Origin of the sequence: Flavobacterium sp. (assembly GCF_024305175.1) — a bacterium.
Classification (GTDB): Bacteria; Bacteroidota; Bacteroidia; order Flavobacteriales; family Flavobacteriaceae; genus Flavobacterium.
In genome coordinates, this window is sequence record NZ_JAMWYY010000008.1 from 41,259 (window position 1) to 60,337 (window position 19,079).

Genomic DNA, 19,079 nt, shown 5'->3' on the forward strand with positions numbered 1-19,079 from the left:
ACATACAATTACGCATCAATCTAAAAGAACATTTACAGTGAAAATTTTACAATTAATCATTATCCTTACTTTTTGCATATCATGTTCATCATGCGATACAAGAAATGATGATAATGACACAACTACCGACGATACTCCGCCGGTAACCGAAACCTTTACCGATGAAGAACTCCTTGATATGGTCCAGAAAGACGCCATAAAATATTTTTGGGATTATGCTGAGGTAAACTCTAAACTGGCACGCGAAAGGTATCACACAGATGACCCTTCTAACGATGCCAATATAGTAACAACAGGAGGCTCGGGTTTTGGTATAATGACAATTATAGCAGGTATAGACAGGGGGTTTATACCAAGGGGAGAAGCAGTGGCAAGGCTTCAGACCAATCTTGATTTTCTTGAAACCGCCGACCGCTTTCACGGTGCATGGCCGCACTGGATGAATGGTACTAATGGCGATGTTATACCTTTTGGTACAAAAGATAACGGCGGCGACCTTGTAGAAACTTCTTTTTTGTGCCAGGCACTTATATGCCTGCGCGAATATTTTAAAGAAGGAAATGAGGAGGAGCAAGCGCTTGCACAGCAGGCAGATGAACTTTGGAAAGGTGTAGAGTGGGACTGGTACACCAAAGGAGGCGAAAATGCCCTGTACTGGCACTGGTCACCTGAATATGAATGGGAAATGAACTTTAAGCTGGAAGGCTATAACGAATGCCTTATCACTTATGTTATGGCGGCAGCATCGCCTACCCACCCTGTAAGTGCAGAGGCTTACCATCAGGGCTGGGCAAGAAACGGTGGTATTGTTAATGGTGGGCAGCGTTATAACATTCCGGTAATATTTGATTATAACGGGGCAAGTGGCAATGTAGGACCAATGTTTTGGGCACATTACTCGTATCTTGGCTTAGACCCCCGCGGGCTTACAGACCAGTATGCCAACTATTGGGACCTTGTGCACAACCATACTGCAATTATGTATCAGTACTGTGTTACAAACCCCCGCCAGTGGGAAGGATATGGAGATGATTGCTGGGGGCTTACCGCAAGTTACAGCCGCAATGCTAATGGCAGTGTGGGCTACTCTGCACACCAGCCAAACAATGACAGGGGTGTTATAACGCCTACTGCTGCATTGTCTTCATTCCCGTATATGCCGGAAGAGTGCATGAGCTTTTTACGATACCTGTATGAAAAGAACAGGCAAAAGCTTGTTGGCGTAGCAGGGCCTTATGATGCTTTTGCACCGCATTATGACTGGGTAACGCGTAGGTATCTTGCAATAGACCAAGGTACTATTGTGCCGATGATAGAGAACCACAGGAGCAAGCTGCTCTGGAATTTGTTTATGCAGGCGCCCGAAGTAAGGCAGGGGCTTGTTGACCTTGGCTTTAGCTCATCTACACACGGAATTTAATGTTAAGGGTTATTTTCATAGCAATTTTTTTGTTTTCATTACCGTCTTTCGCTCAAAAGGCGGAAGGCGGTTCTTTTTCTACCGAAGTAACGGTTAAAAAGCAACTTAATTATCTGTTGCATAAACCTGATAATACGCGCCAGCCCAAGCCGCTTATTATCTTTTTGCACGGTTCGGGCGAAAAAGGCAATGATCTCGAAAAAGTTAAGGTACACGGCCCATTTAAATATTTAAAAGACCATAAGCTTGATGCTTATGTACTGGCACCACAGTGTCCGGAAAACGAATACTGGGATGAAGAAGTGCTTTACAGGCTTATACAAAAGATAATCAAAGAAAATAAAGTAGATATTAACAGGATATACTTAACCGGGTTAAGCATGGGCGCATGGGGCGCATGGAACCTTGCATTTGCTCACCCCGATATGTTTGCTGCCCTTGTGCCCATAGCTGGGTTTGTAGACAGGGTACCCATGATAGAGAATTGCAAGATACAGCATATACCTACGCGCATATTTCATGGGCTTATGGATGATGTAGTAGATGTAAGTTATTCTGTAAACATCTATAAAAAGCTGAAAACCTGTAGTACTGATATAGAACTTACCATTTTTGATGATGCCAACCACGACAGCTGGACAAGGGTATATGATGACCCAGCCATATATGAATGGATGATGCAGCAGAGAAAAAATAATAACCAAGAATAAAACCTGATGAAACACAATACGGCACTGCTTTTACTATTAGCCTGCTCTTTTAGCCTGTATGCGCAAAAAAGCAGCGATAAAAAAATTAAGCCACTCAATGAGTTCATACCCGAGCTTATGGCGAAAATGACAATTGATGAAAAAATAAGCCAGTTGGTACAGTACACTGCCGATGGTACAGTTACAGGCCCAAAAACAGGCATAAATTATATAGAAGAAATAAAGAAAGGAAATGTAGGCTCTATACTAAACGCCACATCAGTAAAATATACCCGTGAGCTTCAGGAGTTAAACCTTAAGAATTCAAGGCTTAAAATTCCGTTGCTGTTTGGTTATGATGTAATACACGGGTATAAAACTATTTTCCCTATAACGCTTGGCGAAGCTGCAAGCTGGGACCTGAAAGCCGTAGAGCTTTCTGCGCGTGTGGCTGCCGAAGAGGCAGCCGCAGCAGGCGTGCACTGGACGTTTGCCCCAATGGTAGATATTAGCCGCGACCCACGCTGGGGCCGCGTTTCTGAAGGTTCGGGCGAAGATACCTATTTAGGTTCTAAAATGGCAGTGGCAAGGGTAAGGGGCTTTCAGGGCAACGACCTTATGGCTGCCAATACCGTACTTGCGTGTACCAAACACTTTGCTGCGTATGGCGCTGCCGAAGCAGGCCGCGACTACAACACAGTTGATATGAGCGAAAGGGTATTAAGGGAAACCTACCTGCCCCCGTTTAAAGCTACTGTAGATGCCGGTGTGGGCACATTCATGACATCGTTTAACGAAATATCTGGAGTGCCGGCTACAGGCAGTAAATTCCTGCTTCGTGATATGCTGAAAGGGGAGTGGGGCTTTGATGGCTTTGTAGTAACCGATTATACCGCTATTAATGAGCTTATACCACACGGTTTTGCCAAAGACTCTGCCCATGCAGGAGAATTGGCACTGCGTGCCGGTGTAGATATGGACATGGTAGGCGGTATTTTTATGAAAAACCTTAAAAGGCTATTGCAGGAAGGCAAAGTAACCGAGGCTCAGATTAACGATGCCTGCCGCAGGGTACTGGAGGCAAAGTATGACCTTGGGCTGTTTCATGACCCATACCGCTACAATAACGAAAAACGTGAAAAAGAGATAATCAATAAAAAAGAACACCTTGAAGCTGCACTGGATGTGGCGAAAAAATCGATGGTGCTTTTAAAGAATGATAACAGTATACTGCCATTACGCAAAGAGCAAAAAGTAGCATTTGTGGGTCCGCTTGTTAATGACGAGTGGAACATTATAGGCTCATGGGCTGCTTCGGGTGACAGGTATGGTTATGCTGTTAGCGTTCAGGAAGGTGTAAACAAAATTGTAACCAATAAAGGTAGAGTAACTTTTGATAAAGGTGTTGAGATTGTAGATGCCCGCAGGGACATGATGCAGGCTGCACTTGATAATGCCCGTAAAGCCGATGTTATAGTGGCGGTAATGGGTGAGTTCGAAAACATGAGCGGCGAAGCGGCATCACGCACAAGCCTTGACCTGCCGGGCATACAAAAAGAATTTCTGGCAGAGCTTAAAAAATTAAACAAGCCAATCGTACTTGTATTGATGAACGGAAGGCCGCTTACCCTTAACTGGGAGAACGAAAACATGGATGCCATACTTGAGGCTTGGTTTCCCGGCACTATGGGTGGCGATGCCATTGCGCAAACGCTTTATGGCATGAACGTGCCAAGTGGTAAGCTGCCAATGACCTTCCCGAGAAATGTGGGGCAGGTGCCAATTTACTATAACCATAAAAATACAGGCAGGCCTTACCTGGGCCCAACTGACCCTGAGCAGAAATATAAATCACGCTACATAGATGTAGATAACAGCCCGTTATTCCCATTTGGCTATGGCTTAAGCTATACTACATTCAGCTACTCTAACCTAAAGCTGTCTTCTAAAACTATGAGTATGAACGGCAGTATAAAAGTTAGCGTTGATGTTGCCAACACAGGTAATTATGACGCTGCCGAAGTAGTACAGCTTTACATTCAGGATAAGGTAGGAAGCGTTACAAGGCCGGTTAAAGAACTGAAAGGCTTTGAAAAGATAATGCTTAAAAAAGGTGAAAAGAAAACAATTGAATTTTCGATAACCCCCGAAGACTTAAAATTTTATAATATAGACATGCAATTTACTGCAGAGCCCGGCGACTTTGAAGTTACTGTTGGCGGCAACTCTGCAAGTGGCTTACAAGACAAGTTTGTGTTAGTTAAGTGAGTTTTCATTTTTTTGTGATCTTCGATGGAAAGCCCCTGCTATGGCGGGGGTTTTTTATTAGCAGAGTTTGTAATGAGGCAGGTTTTGCTTTGTAATTGTTATATTATTAATATAAGCTGCCAATGATTGTAGTTTCTTGAGCAGTTGTGGATTTTCACATACTTTTTTTGTCATTTTTATATATACCTCTCAAAACAGATATATGTATATTTATGAAATTTTAAAATCACATGAATAAACTATTTGTTACACTTATGCTGTTATGCCTGGGTACCGCATCTGCCCAGTCTGTACAGTCGCCTTCAGGCGAAATCGTGGCCGAATTTAAACTTGACAATACCGGCCGGCCTTTTTATACCGTTACTTATAAAAACCAGCCTGTGGTTACCAAAAGCTATATGGGCTTTAGCCTGAAAGACATTGGGCAATTTGATAGTGGCTTTACCATTACAGGCACAAAATCGGCAGTGGTAAACGATAGCTGGAAACCTGTTTTAGGTGAGGTTGCCGTTATACAGAACAAGTATAATGAGCTTTCAGTGTCACTGCGTCAGCAAGAGTCAGGGAGGCTGCTAAACATAATCTTCAGGGCATTTGATGAAGGTATTGCCTTTCGCTACGAGTTCCCCAAGCAAGATAACCTAAACTATTTTGTTATTGCTTCAGAAAACACAGAGTTTAGCCTGACGGACGACCATAAAACATTCTGGATACCGGGCGATTATGATAGCCAGGAATATGTTTATAACGAAACAGTGCTTTCTCAGGTTGATAATGACAAACTGAATCTTAACAATGGTATTGCAGTAAAATCTATAGGAGGCAGGTATATTGTGCAGTCGCCTTTGATGATGAAATCTAAATCAGGCCTGTACATTAACATATTTGAGGCTGCCGTGGTAAACTACCCGGTTATGCATTTAAACCTGAACCCGGAAACCTTTAAACTTACATCCCAGCTTGTGCCCAATGCTGTGGGCGATATGGCTTATTTACAGGCTCCTGCCGCTACGCCGTGGCGTACCGTTATGGTTAGCGATGATGCCCGCGATATTGTAGCGCAAAAGATGATACTTAACCTTAACGAGCCTTCTAAAATAGAAGATACATCGTGGATTAAGCCTATGAAATATGTGGGTATATGGTGGGAAATGCACGTGGGTGTATCTACATGGGATTATAGTGGCACGCAGGATGCCAGCCAAAAAAAGCCGACTGCCCGCAAGCCACACGGCGCTACAACCGAGAACACCAAACGTTATATCGATTTTGCCAAGAAACATGGCTTTGACGGTGTTTTGGTAGAAGGCTGGAATACAGGATGGGAAGACTGGTTTGGCAACTGGAAAGAAGAAGTATTTGATTTTACCACACCATACCCGGATTTTGATATTAAAGAAGTTACCGAATATGCCAAAAAGCAGGGTGTTAAAATGATAATGCACCATGAAACTTCAGGCTCTGTTTCCAATTACGAACGCAGGCTCGACAGGGCGTATAAGTTTATGAGAGATTATGGTTATGGCGCAGTAAAGACTGGATATGTAGGCCGTATCATTCCACGTGGTGAGTTTCACGACGGTCAGGCAATGGTAAACCATTTTAATTATGTGCCAAGGCGCGCTGCCGAATATAAAGTAATGGTAAACAGCCACGAATCATCGCGCCCTACAGGCGTTCACAGAACGTGGCCTAACTACATAGCTGCCGAGGCTGCGCGCGGTAATGAGTTTAATGGCTGGAGCGACGGTAACCCGCCAATGCACGAAACCATACTGCCGTTCACAAGGCTTTTAGGCGGCCCGATGGATTACACACCGGGAATATTTGAGATAAAGATGAAAGTGTACGACCCATCAAAAACAGAGCAGGTGCACACAACCCTTGCCAAACAGCTTGCACTTTATGTTACTATGTACAGCCCGCTGCAAATGGCTGCCGACCTGCCGGAAAATTATGAGAAATATCCGGATGCATTCCAGTTTATTAAAGATGTAGCTGCCGACTGGCAGGACACCAAAGTGCTTGAAGCCGAGCCGGGAGATTATCTTACCATTGCCCGTAAAGCAAAAGGCAGCGAGAAATGGTTTTTAGGCGCCATTACAGATGAAAATGCAAGGAACACAACCATTACATTAAATTTCCTTACACCGGGTAAAAAATATAAAGCAGTTATTTACCAAGATGGTAAAAATGCACACTGGAAGAATGACCCAATTAACTATGAGGTTAAAACGGTAGAGGTAACATCTAAAACCAAGCTGAATCTTAAGCTGGCAGCAGGCGGTGGTACAGCCATAAGCTTTGTGCCTGTTAACTAATTGTTTATTATGAACAAACTACTTTTATTACTTGCAGCAACTTTGTTTTTTACATGGGCAGATGCCCAGCAAAAAACATACTGCAACCCAATAAATGTTGATTACGGCTATTGCCCCATACCTAATTTTGTAACTAAGGGTAAGCACAGGGCAACAGCCGACCCGGTTATTACTTATTTTAAAGATAAGTATTACCTGTTTTCTACTAACCAGTGGGGTTACTGGCACAGCAGCGATATGGCAGACTGGACTTTTGTGCCCCGCAAATTTTTAAGGCCGGAGCACAAAGTATATGACGAGCTTTGTGCCCCGTCTTTATCCTATGTAAACGATACCCTTTTGGTAGTTGGCTCTACGCATGGTAAAGATTTCCCGATATGGATGAGCACTAACCCGCAGGTTGATGACTGGAAAGAACTGGTACATAAGTTTGAGGCCGGTGCATGGGATCCGCAAATTTTCTGGGATAAAGATACTGATGAGGTATATCTGTATTATGGCTCAAGTAATATGTATCCGCTGTATGGCGTAAAGCTGAACCGCAAAACATTTCAGCCGGAAGGCGAGCCTGTTCCTGTTGTTACACTAAATGACGACGAACACGGCTGGGAGCGCTTTGGGGAGTATAACGACAATACTTTTTTACAGCCGTTTACAGAGGGCGCTTTTATGACTAAATACAATGGCAAATATTATTTGCAGTATGGCGCACCCGGTACTGAGTTCAGTGTTTATGCCGATGGTGTTTATGTTAGCGATAAGCCACTTGGCCCTTTCACCTATCAGGATTTTAACCCGTTCAGCTACAAGCCGGGCGGTTTTGCAAGGGGAGCGGGGCATGGCGCTACCTATCAGGATGCCAAAGGCAGTTACTGGCATGTTTCCACTTCGGTAATATCCGTTAAAAATAACTTTGAGCGCCGAATAGGTATATGGCCTGCCGGGTTTGATAAGGATGACGTTATGTACTCTAATACTGCCTATGGCGATTATCCCACTTACCTGCCATCAGAAGGAAAGGCGCATACAGGCTTATCATCTTTTACAGGCTGGATGCTGCTTAACTACAATAAGCCTGTACAGGTCTCTTCTACGTTAGGCGGATTTCAGCCCAACTTTGCAGTAGATGAGGATATTAAAACCTACTGGTCTGCTAAAACAGCCAATAAAGGTGAATATCTTATTACCGATTTAGGAGAAATAAGCACTATAAATGCCATTCAGATAAATTATGCTGATCAGGATGTCACCTTTATGGGCAAGCCTGAAACCACTACAGGGCATAAGTATATAATCTATACTTCAGACGACGGCAAAAAGTGGAAGATACTCATTGATAAAAGTAAGAATACCAAAGATGTACCGCATGATTATATTGAGCTTAAAACATCTGTAAAGGCACGTTATATAAAACTTGAAAATATACAAATGCCGACGGGTAAATTCGCGATAAGCGGATTGCGTATTTTTGGTAAAGGCAACGGAGAGAAACCGGGTGCGGTACAGGATTTTGTCCCGCTTCGTGTAGAGTCTAAAAAGAAGGGCGAGCGCAGGAATGTATGGTTTAAATGGCAGCAGGAACCCAATGCAGATGGTTATGTTATCTATTTTGGCAAGTCGCCGGATAAATTATATGGTTCTATTATGGTATATGGCAAAAATGAATACTATTTTAGCGGACTGGACAGGAGCGATGCTTATTACTTTCGAATTGAAGCATTCAATAACAACGGTATAGGCCCGCTTTCAGAAACTAAAGAATCAAAGTAACGCATCATTCTATTTTTTATAATCACATTATTCACATTAACCTTTAACAAACATGAGTTCAGAACAGACAAAAACCAATTATCCTGCTCTGTATACCCTGATTACAGTTTTCTTTTTCTGGGGGTTTATCGGGGCATCAAACGGTGTTTTTATCCCTTTCTGCAAGGCTAAGTTCGGGCTGGACCAGTTCCAGAGCCAGCTTATAGATTTTGCATTTTATGGCGCTTACTACATGGGGGCGCTGTTATTATTTGTTTTTAGTACGCTTATCAGGAAAGACATCCTTAACTCCTGGGGCTTTAAAAAGGGTATTATTAACGGGTTGCTTATCAGTACCGTTGGTGCAGTTACAATGATATTTGCCGTACAGTCGGGCGACTATTACCTTATTTTAGGGGCTTTATTTATTGTGGCACTTGGCTTTTCGCTACAGCAGACTGCTGCCCAGCCGTTTGCCACATCATTAGGTGAGCCGCATACTGCCAGTAACAGGCTAAACCTTGCCGGTGGTATAAACTCTTTGGGTACTACTATAGGGCCTATTGTAGTTTCATTTGCACTTTTTGGTGTAGCAGCAGGTATAGACATAGAAAAGTTTGCCCAAAGGCCCGAATCGCTTGATATGATGGAGATACTCTACATTTTTGTAGGCGGTTTATTCCTTATCGCAGCGGGATTATTCTTCTTTTCAAAAAAATTACCTTCCGGTAAGATTGAATCGGTTTTTGAGCCTGCCAAAAAAGCGCTTGGTACACTTTTAACCATCACGCTGATACTGATATGTATCTTTGCTTACATTTTTTCACGTTATGAAGACCCTGAGTTTATAGAGCGTTTTATTACCAATAAAGGTAAAGACTATCTTGGCCTGGGGCTTACTGTCTGTACGCTCCTGGTAATTGTTTTCGGGTTGCTTTACGCAAACGTTGCAGCCCAGAAAAAACCCGAAGGCTGGGGCGCTATGCGCTACCCGCAATTGGTATTGGGTATGTTGGGTATTTTTACTTATGTTGGGGTAGAAGTAACTATACAGAGTAACCTTGGGGAGCTTTTAGGTACCCCTGAATTTGGCTCGCTTGAAGGCTCGGCTATTGCGCCTTATATTTCTATGTACTGGGGTTCGCTTATGATTGGGCGATGGGCAGGTGCAATATCGGTATTTAACCCTTCTAACACTATGAGGAAGGTGCTGCTTATTATTGTTCCTTATATTGCCTATGGCGTTGTTTTGGCGGCTAATGCCATTTCAGGACAGGATATAACACCATTGTATGCTTATGCAGGTATTGTAGCCATACAGATAGCAGGCTTCTTTATGGGGCAGGATCACCCTGCAAAAACACTCATGATATTTGGTATTATGGGTATGATTGCTATGCTTATAGGGCTTTCTACAGAGGGTATAACCGCAATATATGCTTTTATGAGTGGTGGTTTATTCTGTAGTATTATGTGGCCATCTATATTTTCACTTGGTATTGCAGGTATTGGTAAATATACTTCTCAGGGTTCAGCATTTTTAGTAATGATGATTCTGGGTGGTGGTATTATCCCGCCGCTACAGGGTAAGATTGCCGATATTGTAGGCATACATGAGTCTTATTTTATACCTGTTATTTGCTTTGCATATATAGCCTTCTACGGTTGGTATGTGGTTAAGATACTTAAAAAGCAGGGTATTGCAGGAGAAGTAGAAATGGGAGGAGCACATTAATAAAACTCTTTATAAAACTAAAACCCGCTATGCATTATGCATAGTGGGTTTTTTATTAATTGTAAAGCGCGTATCTTTGAAAGAAACACACATCATGAAAAAAGTACTTATAACGATTTCAGTAGTTTCAGCTTTGGCAGTAACAGCCTGCAAAGGCAAGAAAGGCGATTTTACCGAAGAGCCCGCGGTAGTGGAGTATGTTGATACCACGGCTACAGATAATACTGAAGTTGCCGTGCCTGAACCTGCTGTAACTACTCCGGCTGATGGCAACGTTATAACCGTATACGGCAAGGTAACCAAAATCATTATGGGTAAAGACGGCTATACTGCAAGACTTTATTTACCGACAGGCGAACAATATTCGGCTACTATAAGTATTCCTAATTTAAATGACCCTAAAGATTACCGTAAGGTTAAAGAGGGTGATGATATTACTGTTACAGGCGAGGTTACACACATAGAAAATGATGTGCTTATAAAAGTAACTTCACTAAAATAGTAATACCCGGAAACGTTAGTTCCGGGTATTCATCATTAACCTAAACGCGACTGGTTCCAGTCAATCTTGCGGGACACGAACATCACTGCGCCCAGTATCAGGAACAGGCCAATACTTCCTGCAAGCAGTGCATAACTTTCAAGTTGTATTATAATGTAAATAAAGCTGTAAAGTGCCGTTAAGGAGGCCCCTATAAATAATGGGAACTTTATATTACGGAGGATAGAAACAGAATAAAGCGTTATCATTGCCACAACAGATGCGCCTGCAATAATATAAGCCAGAGCAAAAGAACTATGCTCTGTAATAGAGATAAGCAATGTGTAGAACATTATGAGAGCCAGCCCTATCATGGTGTACTGAAAGATATGGATGTTTATTTTACTTATTACCTGTATCAGGAAAAATATTAGAAAAGTAAGCCCTATAACAAGAAAACCATATTTTGCAGCCCTTTCGTTTTGCTGGTATTGGTCTACAGGTATCAGGAAATTTACTCCAAATGCATAGCTGTCTATATCGGGCAGCCTGCCAAAGTGTTGCTGTGCAAACGGCCTGTTAAGGTGAGAAACACTCCATGAGGCATTAAAGCCATTATCGGTAATTGTTTTGCTGTTCGGGATAAAATTTCCGGTAAAGCTTGGCGTGTGCCAGTTCGATTGCATTTCGGCAACAGTCAGTTTGCCAATAGGGGCTATTTTAAGCTGCTTGCTGCCCTTGTAACTAATACTGATGCTGAACGGCATTTCTCCGGTTTTAAGCGGCGACAGGTCGATTGCATTCGTTTCCAGCTCCGAAAGTGAATCGTTTTCATTACCTGCAACAGGCTCAAGAGAATACTCCTTTCCGTTAAAAGTTATACTGGCTGCCCCATCTATATTCTTCAGGTCGTTACATTTAAGCACTAAAGAGGCTTTATCCCATTCTATAGCCTCAGGATTAATTTTCCGGCTGCTGAAATCAGGTGCAATATATTTACCATTTGCAGCAACTTTTGCATTAAAAACCGTAGCCTCATAGTTGTTTCGATGTAGCGGCTGGGTGTCTATATTACTACTAACCTTTAACTGCTCCGGATAAAAATAGGCATAATAGGTACTGGCTGTTCTTGTGGTGGTTACCCGTTTTGTTTTTTCGTCAGTTACCTCTGTAATTTCATAATCAGTATAAGGTACTTTAAGGATTGGGCCGTATAAATATACGCTGCCGCCCCACTGGTCGCTTATTTCGGTTACAACATCTTCCTGCCGTTCTGCCCGTTCCCAAATAAGGCTCTTTACATACTGCAATGGTATCAGCAGTACAAGTGTAAGCACCCCCACCATAATAATTTTTGCTGTTGCAGAGTGTAAAAAGCCCTGCTTGTGTTCCGGTTGCGGGTTGTTGTACCCGGGTTGATTGGTTTCCATAGGTTTACATTTTAAAGGTTTGTATTGATGCCAGCAGCTAAAGGACTTTATAGTGAAGTTGGATGGTATAAATAAACGCTGCTGTAATTTTTAAAAGATTGTTTATTACGGTATCATGAAGGCATCTTTTATGCGCGTAACCGGTAATGGCAGGAAGCCAAAATGATTGAGGTCATAAAAGCGCAATGCATTTTTGCCATCGCGGTAGCGCTTATAGAAATACTTTACTGAAAGCGGGCACAATACCAGTCCCGATACCATTATAAAGAGCATCCGTATGCTTAAGCCGCCATTCCCAAAAAGATAGTAATGCATGCCAATTTCTTCGGTTATACTGTCATTTTTGGTTAAAAGCACCCTTAGTATATCGTCACTGTCGGGCACCGGGTCGGGTTCTATGCTGTTGCTGTGCAGGTATTGCCCCAGGTTAAAGCCCAGGCTGCCTTCGGGGTAGCGTATAAGGTCGTCCATACTTAGTTTTTGTCTTTTCGCTGATAATGTGTTCATGATATGATTTTTATTGTTGAGTTTTTTTATTTTTCTGCTGAATAGAACATATTGAATAACAGGAATAAAAAGCAGCCAAACCCAAGGGTGATACCCAAAGGTGTGCTTTGCGTAAAGGAAGAAAGCATATCAGCCGTAAGTGACAGCGGCCTTTTTAGCACATCCCAACTGTTATAGCGCAAGAAGCGGCCAACATATATGCCAAACCCGCACAGCAGGCAGATAACCCCGATACTAACCCACGCCAACAGTGGGTTAAGCTTTATGCTCAACATATTGAACATGTGTTTCATAGAAGTAAGTCCCGATAGTATTCCTGCAATGGTGAAAGAGATCAGCAGCAGCACATCGAACCAAACGGGTACTGAGCTGTCTTTTTTGAGATGTATAAAATCAGTAATAATATAGGGTGCATTGGGCAGGAATAAAAGCCACATGATCATCATCGGGTAAAAGTAGTGCCTGCGTTCTATTACAACCGGATTATTAATCATTACCGATGATATAAGCAATGGTATATAGGCCAGAAATAAATTCCACATCAAAAAGAGGTAGAATACCGAATGTGTAATTTTTACCCTTACCAGCAAAGTGAATACACAGAATAAGGCAAGGTAAAGCAAAGCGTAGTGCTGCCTGAAAGTTGAGGTAATAGTGTTCCTGATTGTGTTCATAGTTTTATTTAAAGTTCTTTGAATTTCAAAGTTAAGAATCATTTAAAAAGAGCTGTCGTGTTTTATAAAGCTCTTTGAATTGCAAAGTAAAATAATGTTTTTTAATCTTGCAAGGCTAAATCTATTTTTATGGAAAATTTTGTATTGGGAAGTATTTTAGGTATAAAAACTAAAAAAGGATAGCATTTGCTATCCTTTTACTATTTAAAATTCATTTATCGTTTTTCTAATTGCCACCAGCTTTTTCATTAGCCCTTCAAAATAATCAAGGTGAAGCATATTAGCGCCATCACTTTTAGCATTTGCAGGGTCAAAGTGTGTTTCAATAAAAATACCGTCAACACCCACTGCAATTCCGGCCTTGGCAACGGTTTCAATCATGTCGGGCCTGCCGCCTGTAACGCCTGTTGTCTGGTTAGGTTGCTGTAAAGAGTGGGTAACATCAAGTACGGTTGTGGCAAACTGCTTCATGGTAGGTATTCCCCTGTAATCAACAATCATATCCTGGTAGCCAAACATAGTACCCCTGTCGGTAACCATAACGTTTTGGTTGTTGCAGTCCAGTACTTTCTGTACGGCATGTTTCATGCTTTCAGGGCTCATAAACTGGCCTTTTTTAAGGTTTACAGTTTTACCGGTTTCGGCTGCGGCAACCACAAGGTCGGTCTGCCTTACTAAAAAGGCAGGTATCTGTAATATATCTACATATTGCGCTGCCATTGCAGCATCTTCATTTGTATGTATGTCTGTTATGGTAGGCACACCAAAAGTTTGTGATACCTTTTGCAGTATTTTAAGCGCTTTTTCATCACCTATTCCCGTAAAGCTGTCAATACGCGAACGGTTTGCTTTTTTAAAAGAACCCTTAAAAACATAAGGTATCTGTAAAGCATCAGTAATGCTTACTATTTTATCGGCTATGCGCAGCGCCATGTCCTCACCTTCTATGGCACATGGCCCTGCCAGCAGGAAAAAATTGCCGCTCTCGGTATGTTTTATCTGTGGTATGTTGTTAATCTCCATTTTATGCTGTTTAGCTGCAAAGATACAATAAACTTTTACTTAATTTCTTTAATGCCAAATCCTGCCGGAGCCATTATTTTGCCTCGCTCATACAGGTTAATATGTATGCGTTTCGGCTCTTTAAGCCCCTGCCATGTCACTTCATATATATCAAGCAGGCCTGCACCCATATTATTTTTTCCGGAAGGGAAGGGGCAGCAGCTATCTACCAGCCTGTACGACACTTCCTGACCTTCAGGGCCTGTTAATGCCCCAAAATAGCGCTTAACATTTATTTCGGCACTTTGCACCGGCATAAAACCAAGGTTCACAGGATAATCAGGGTCATAGCCATACTTTGTATCGGTTGCCGTTTCGGTAAGTATAAAGTTTCTGTCTGCCGATAAGGCAGGCATAGGTGCCTTATCATCTATATTTTTAATGGTATTGCGGGTGCTGATGCATGATGTGGCTGTTGCAATAAGCAACCCGAATAGTAGTATCTTTTTTCTCATAATGCGGGTTAATAATAACTCAAAAGTAGTAAAATTTAATAAGCTGCATGGGGTGTTTATTTACTGCATTTGGCAAGGTTGCAATCTATAATTGCTATTTTTGCACAAATTAGTTCAATATGTATAGCTTTTACGGTACCTGGCCCTGGTATGTGTCAGGTTTTATTATAGGCGCAGTAATGCTGATGCTCATTTATTTCGGAAAAACATTCGGAATGTCGTCTAACCTGCGTACACTTTGTTCTGCTGTTGGGGCAGGTAAGAACTGCGATTTTTTCCGTTTCGACTGGAAAAGCCAGCGATGGAACCTTGTTGTAGTATTAGGAGCCATCATAGGAGGCTTTATAGCTACCCACTATATGAGCGACGGAAGCGGCGTAAATCTTAATCCGGACACGGTTACAGAACTCACAGCAATGGGCATAGATGCGCCCGAAGGGAAATTACTACCCGATGCTATTGTGGGTTATGACGCGCTAAAGTCGCCTAAAACAATTACGATATTATTATTAGGAGGGCTGCTTGTAGGCTTTGGTACACGCTACGGCGGGGGGTGCACATCTGGGCATGCCATAACCGGGCTTAGCAACCTGCAATTGCCTTCGCTTATTGCGGTTATAGGATTTTTTATTGGTGGGCTTATCATGTCGTGGCTGTTATTGCCGCTTATTTTTTAAGAAAGAGAAGCTATGAAGTTTATAAAATTTTTACTGGTAGGGATAATTTTCGGAATTGTACTTACAAAATCTGAAGCTGTATCATGGTACCGCATTTATGAGATGTTCCATTTCCAGTCGTTTCATATGTACGGCATTATAATGACAGCGGTTATAGTAGGGGTAATTGGCGTACAGTTAATAAAGCGTACAGGAACAAAAGATATAACAGGGCAGCCAATAAACATTCCTGATAAAGACAAAGGCTGGAAAAATTATATCATCGGGGGTACCATATTTGGTTTGGGCTGGGGGCTTGTTGGTACCTGCCCTGGACCGATTTTTATATTAATAGGAGCAGGTTTTATAGGCATTGGTATAGTATTTATCGGGGCATTGCTGGGAACCTATCTGTATGGTATTTTAAAAGATAAACTGCCGCATTGATTAAAAATAAAAGGATGCCCTCCCCGGCATCCTTTCAAGTAAACTAACTTAAACAATAAAAAGCAAAACTTAGTTCGAGTAAACCCGAACATAATCTATAACAAATTCCTGCGGAAATATTTTATCATCAACTTCAGGGCCGCCAAAATTACCGCCAACAGCCACATTTAATATAAAGTAGAAAGGTTGGTTATATGGCCATACATCCACACTTTTATCTTTTGGCGCAAATGTGTAAACCGACTCCCCGTCAACAAAAAACTCAATTTTGTCTTTTGTCCAGTCAATAGCGTATGTATGGAAACCTTCCTCAATATCTTCAAAGCGGGTTTTTTTGGTGTTAATGGTATTACCGTGGCTTGCCTGGGTGTGTAACGAAGTAAACACCATATCAGGCTCTTTACCTACATACTCCAGTATATCTATTTCACCGGCTTTTGGCCAGCCCACCTGCTTAATATTTGAACCCAGCATCCAGAAGGCAGGCCAGATACCATACCCGGTAGGTATTTTCGCACGAGCCTCTATATAACCATATTTAAACTCTTTTTTGCCTGCTGTGGTTATACGGGTAGAGGTATAGCTGTCGCCTTCTTTTTCAACTTTTATGGTAAGCATGCCATTGGCTACTGTATGGTTATCGCGGGTGTATATCTGACGCTCATTGTTACCCCAGCCACAAATGTTGGGGCAGCCGTCGCCAAGCTCATAATTCCATACCGACTCATCCAGCTTGTTGCCGTCAAAGTTCTCTTCCCATAGTAACTTTCCTTTATTCTTAACCTGTGCAAAGGCTGCTGCCGTGCAGAAGAGGCTAATCAATAGTGTCTTTTTCATTTTTTTGATGTGTGTAGGTAAAACTGCCCTTAAGCGTAGCGTCAGAACTGCCGCCTACATAAACTTTAAAGTCGCCCGGTTCGGCTTCCCATTTTTTATTGGCAGTATAAAATTCTATTGTTTTTTCGTCGATAGTAAATGTTACCGTTTTGGTTTGTCCGGCTTTAATATCTATTGTTTCAAAACCTTTAAGTTCCCTTACAGGGCGTGTAACAGAAGCATATAGGTCGTGCAGGTACAGTTGCACTACTTCTCTGCCATCTCTGTTGCTGGTGTTCTTCACCTCTACAGTTACCGTTATTTTCCCGTTAGCTGAAAGTTTATCGCTGCTTAACCTAAGATTACCATATTCAAACGCAGAGTAGCTTAAACCGTACCCAAAAGGGTAGAGGGGGCTGTTCTCAACATCAGTATAATGCGACCAGAAAACACTCTCAGGATCTTCATTAGATGGCCTTCCTGTGTTCTTGTGGTTATAGTAAATAGGAACCTGCCCCACATTTCTCGGGAAACTCATAGGCAGCTTTCCTGCCGGGTTGTGGTCGCCATATAATACCTGTGCAATAGCATTACCGCTTTGCGTGCCCAAATGCCATGCTTCTAAAATTGCAGGCACATTTTCTGCCGCCCACGGAATTGCAAGTGGCCTTCCGTTTGTAAGTACTAAAACAATATTAGGGTTGGCTTTATAAACTGTTTCCAGCAGTTCCTGCTGTACACCGGGTAAACCAATATCGCTGCGGCTGCGCCCCTCACCGGTTTGCAGGCCATGTTCACCTAATACCATAATTACCACATCAGCGTTTTTGGCAGCGGCTACTGCCTCTGCAAATCCGCTTTTATCAGTAGTGTTTATATCAGTACGTGTAGTGAATTTAGGCTCGCCAAGCGCTACATCGGCACCTTTTGCATAAGTAAGGTTATTGCCTTTATACTGCTGTAGCCCTTCCATTACAGATATGGCAGTGCCATCGTCAGCTCCTATACGCCAGCTGCCCAGCGGACTGGTTTTATCTGTGGCAAGCGCGCCTATAACAGCAATTTTTTGTCCCTGCTTTTTAAGCGGCAGCATGTTATTATCATTCTTAAGAAGTACTATCGATTTTTTAGCCATATCCAGCACCCCGTCATGAAATTCTTTCTTACCGATGGTTTGCTGTTCGCGGGTTTCGTCACAATACTTATAAGGATCATCAAAAAGCCCAAGCATAAATTTAACCCTTAATATACGCCTTACTGCTTCGTTTACGGTTTCTTCGCTAACACGTCCTTCCCTTACAAGTGCTGAAAGGTGCTGTACATATCCGTAAGATTCCATATCCATATCAGAGCCTGCTTTTGCTGCATACTCGGCAGCCTGCTTAAGGTCTTTTGCATAGCCATGAGCCATCATTTCTGCCATAGAACCCCAGTCAGAAACTACAAACCCCTGAAAGCCCCATTCTCCTTTTAATATTTCCCTTTGCAAATAAGCATTACCCGTTGCAGGAATACCTTCCAGCTCGTTAAAGCTGTTCATAAAGGTTAGCGCGCCTGCATCTGATGCCGCTTTAAATGGGGGTAATATAATATTGTGCAGGGTATTGTCGCTAATATCTACAGTATTATAATCGCGCCCCGCTTCGGCAAAGGCATAGCCTGCAAAGTGTTTGGCACAGGCTGCAAGGTTAAATTCGCTTAAGTCACCCTGAAAGCCTTTAACACGGGCTTCGGCAATGCGGCTGTTAAGGTAAGGGTCTTCACCCGCACCTTCCATAACGCGGCCCCAACGGGCATCTCGCGCTACATCAACCATGGGTGCAAACGTCCAGTTAAGGCCGGATGCTGCGGCTTCTGCCGCACCTATCTCTGCCGATTTCTTTATTGCCTCCATATCCCAGCTTGCGGCTTCGGCAAGTGGTATGGGGCTTATGGTTTTATAACCGTGAATTACATCATACCCAAAAATTACGGGTATCCCCAGTCGGGTTTCTTCTACGGCAATTTTTTGCAATGCTTTTACATCTTTAACGCCCCTTACGTTGAGCATAGAGCCCACCCAGCCGTTTTTAAGATGCTCATATTTGCGCGCTGCCGAACCTTCCTGCGGGGCAGGGCCGGTAACATCCCAAAATCCGTTGTATTGGTTCATCTGGCCCACTTTTTCCTCGAGGGTCATTAGGTTGAGAACTGAGTCAACCTTTCGGTCTATTGGCAGTTGTGTTTTTTGCTGCGCGCCTGCCTGCGCAATTTTATCCTGCTTTGCAGTACTGCATCCAAGTGCAATGGCCAGTAAGGCTGCAAAAGCATATTTAGGTAAATTATATTTCATTATAATCTTTAAAAATCAATAATAAGGAAGGTTAGCA

16 protein-coding genes are annotated in these 19,079 nt (G+C 42.6%); 9 read left to right on the forward strand and 7 right to left on the reverse strand.

The features are described 5' to 3' along the window. The first annotated feature begins 37 nt into the window (after positions 1 to 37). The 7 genes from Q0K96_RS03415 (at position 38) to Q0K96_RS03445 (ending at position 10,684) form a co-directional block, all read left to right on the forward strand. Positions 38 to 1,420 (forward strand): glucoamylase family protein, encoded by a 1,383-nt coding sequence (locus Q0K96_RS03415; RefSeq protein WP_297332606.1) that lies wholly within the window; start codon positions 38 to 40, stop codon positions 1,418 to 1,420. 29 nt (positions 1,421 to 1,449) lie between these two features. Next, complete coding sequence (locus tag Q0K96_RS03420) at positions 1,450 to 2,130, forward strand: dienelactone hydrolase family protein (protein ID WP_297332607.1); 681 nt, start codon at positions 1,450 to 1,452, stop codon at positions 2,128 to 2,130. A 6-nt stretch (positions 2,131 to 2,136) separates the two neighbouring features. Further along, a complete protein-coding gene (gene bglX / locus Q0K96_RS03425; RefSeq protein ID WP_297332608.1) occupies positions 2,137 to 4,377 on the forward strand; it encodes a beta-glucosidase BglX in 2,241 nt (746 codons plus the stop codon). A gap of 230 nt (positions 4,378 to 4,607) precedes the next feature. Further along, on the forward strand, positions 4,608 to 6,698 hold the full coding sequence (locus tag Q0K96_RS03430) for a glycoside hydrolase family 97 protein (protein ID WP_297332609.1): 2,091 nt from the start codon (positions 4,608 to 4,610) through the stop codon (positions 6,696 to 6,698). A 9-nt stretch (positions 6,699 to 6,707) separates the two neighbouring features. Continuing rightward, positions 6,708 to 8,468: a family 43 glycosylhydrolase gene (locus Q0K96_RS03435; RefSeq protein WP_297332610.1), complete on the forward strand. Its 1,761-nt coding sequence runs from the start codon at positions 6,708 to 6,710 to the stop codon at positions 8,466 to 8,468. A 52-nt stretch (positions 8,469 to 8,520) separates the two neighbouring features. Next, positions 8,521 to 10,182, forward strand: a complete 1,662-nt coding sequence (locus Q0K96_RS03440; RefSeq protein WP_297332611.1) for an MFS transporter — start codon at positions 8,521 to 8,523, stop codon at positions 10,180 to 10,182. Positions 10,183 to 10,276: 94 nt separating this feature from the next. Next, on the forward strand, positions 10,277 to 10,684 hold the full coding sequence (locus tag Q0K96_RS03445; protein WP_297332612.1) for a hypothetical protein: 408 nt from the start codon (positions 10,277 to 10,279) through the stop codon (positions 10,682 to 10,684). 35 nt (positions 10,685 to 10,719) lie between these two features. Here the strand turns inward: Q0K96_RS03445 and creD are convergent, their stop codons facing one another. The 5 genes from creD to Q0K96_RS03470 all read right to left on the reverse strand — a co-directional run bounded on the left by creD (position 10,720) and on the right by Q0K96_RS03470 (position 14,791). After that, positions 10,720 to 12,093, reverse strand: coding sequence for a cell envelope integrity protein CreD (gene creD, locus Q0K96_RS03450; RefSeq protein WP_297332613.1), 1,374 nt, complete (start codon positions 12,091 to 12,093; stop codon positions 10,720 to 10,722). 105 nt (positions 12,094 to 12,198) lie between these two features. Continuing rightward, complete coding sequence (locus tag Q0K96_RS03455) at positions 12,199 to 12,600, reverse strand: hypothetical protein (protein WP_297332614.1); 402 nt, start codon at positions 12,598 to 12,600, stop codon at positions 12,199 to 12,201. A 26-nt stretch (positions 12,601 to 12,626) separates the two neighbouring features. Further along, a complete protein-coding gene (locus tag Q0K96_RS03460) occupies positions 12,627 to 13,274 on the reverse strand; it encodes a DUF1361 domain-containing protein (protein WP_297332615.1) in 648 nt (215 codons plus the stop codon). A gap of 204 nt (positions 13,275 to 13,478) precedes the next feature. Continuing rightward, positions 13,479 to 14,297, reverse strand: coding sequence for a 3-deoxy-8-phosphooctulonate synthase (gene kdsA / locus Q0K96_RS03465; RefSeq protein ID WP_297332616.1), 819 nt, complete (start codon positions 14,295 to 14,297; stop codon positions 13,479 to 13,481). A 35-nt stretch (positions 14,298 to 14,332) separates the two neighbouring features. Continuing rightward, the gene (locus tag Q0K96_RS03470; protein WP_297332617.1) at positions 14,333 to 14,791 is read right to left on the reverse strand and encodes a 2-dehydro-3-deoxyphosphooctonate aldolase; all 459 of its coding nucleotides are present in this window, start codon (positions 14,789 to 14,791) and stop codon (positions 14,333 to 14,335) included. Positions 14,792 to 14,910: 119 nt separating this feature from the next. Between Q0K96_RS03470 and Q0K96_RS03475 the strand changes: the two genes are divergently transcribed. Together Q0K96_RS03475 and Q0K96_RS03480 are read left to right on the forward strand one after the other, a co-directional pair. After that, complete coding sequence (locus Q0K96_RS03475; protein WP_297332618.1) at positions 14,911 to 15,468, forward strand: YeeE/YedE thiosulfate transporter family protein; 558 nt, start codon at positions 14,911 to 14,913, stop codon at positions 15,466 to 15,468. A gap of 12 nt (positions 15,469 to 15,480) precedes the next feature. Continuing rightward, positions 15,481 to 15,894, forward strand: coding sequence for a DUF6691 family protein (locus Q0K96_RS03480; RefSeq protein ID WP_297332619.1), 414 nt, complete (start codon positions 15,481 to 15,483; stop codon positions 15,892 to 15,894). Positions 15,895 to 15,963: 69 nt separating this feature from the next. On the opposite strand, the gene Q0K96_RS03485 is transcribed toward Q0K96_RS03480, so the two are convergent. Then, positions 15,964 to 16,731 (reverse strand): glycoside hydrolase family 16 protein, encoded by a 768-nt coding sequence (locus tag Q0K96_RS03485; RefSeq protein WP_297332620.1) that lies wholly within the window; start codon positions 16,729 to 16,731, stop codon positions 15,964 to 15,966. Further along, positions 16,709 to 19,042 carry a beta-glucosidase BglX gene (gene bglX, locus Q0K96_RS03490; protein WP_297332621.1) on the reverse strand — a complete coding sequence of 778 codons (2,334 nt, stop codon included), beginning with the start codon at positions 19,040 to 19,042 and terminating at the stop codon, positions 16,709 to 16,711. The genes Q0K96_RS03485 and bglX (Q0K96_RS03490) overlap by 23 nt, the downstream gene beginning before the upstream one ends. Positions 19,043 to 19,079 lie beyond the last annotated feature (37 nt).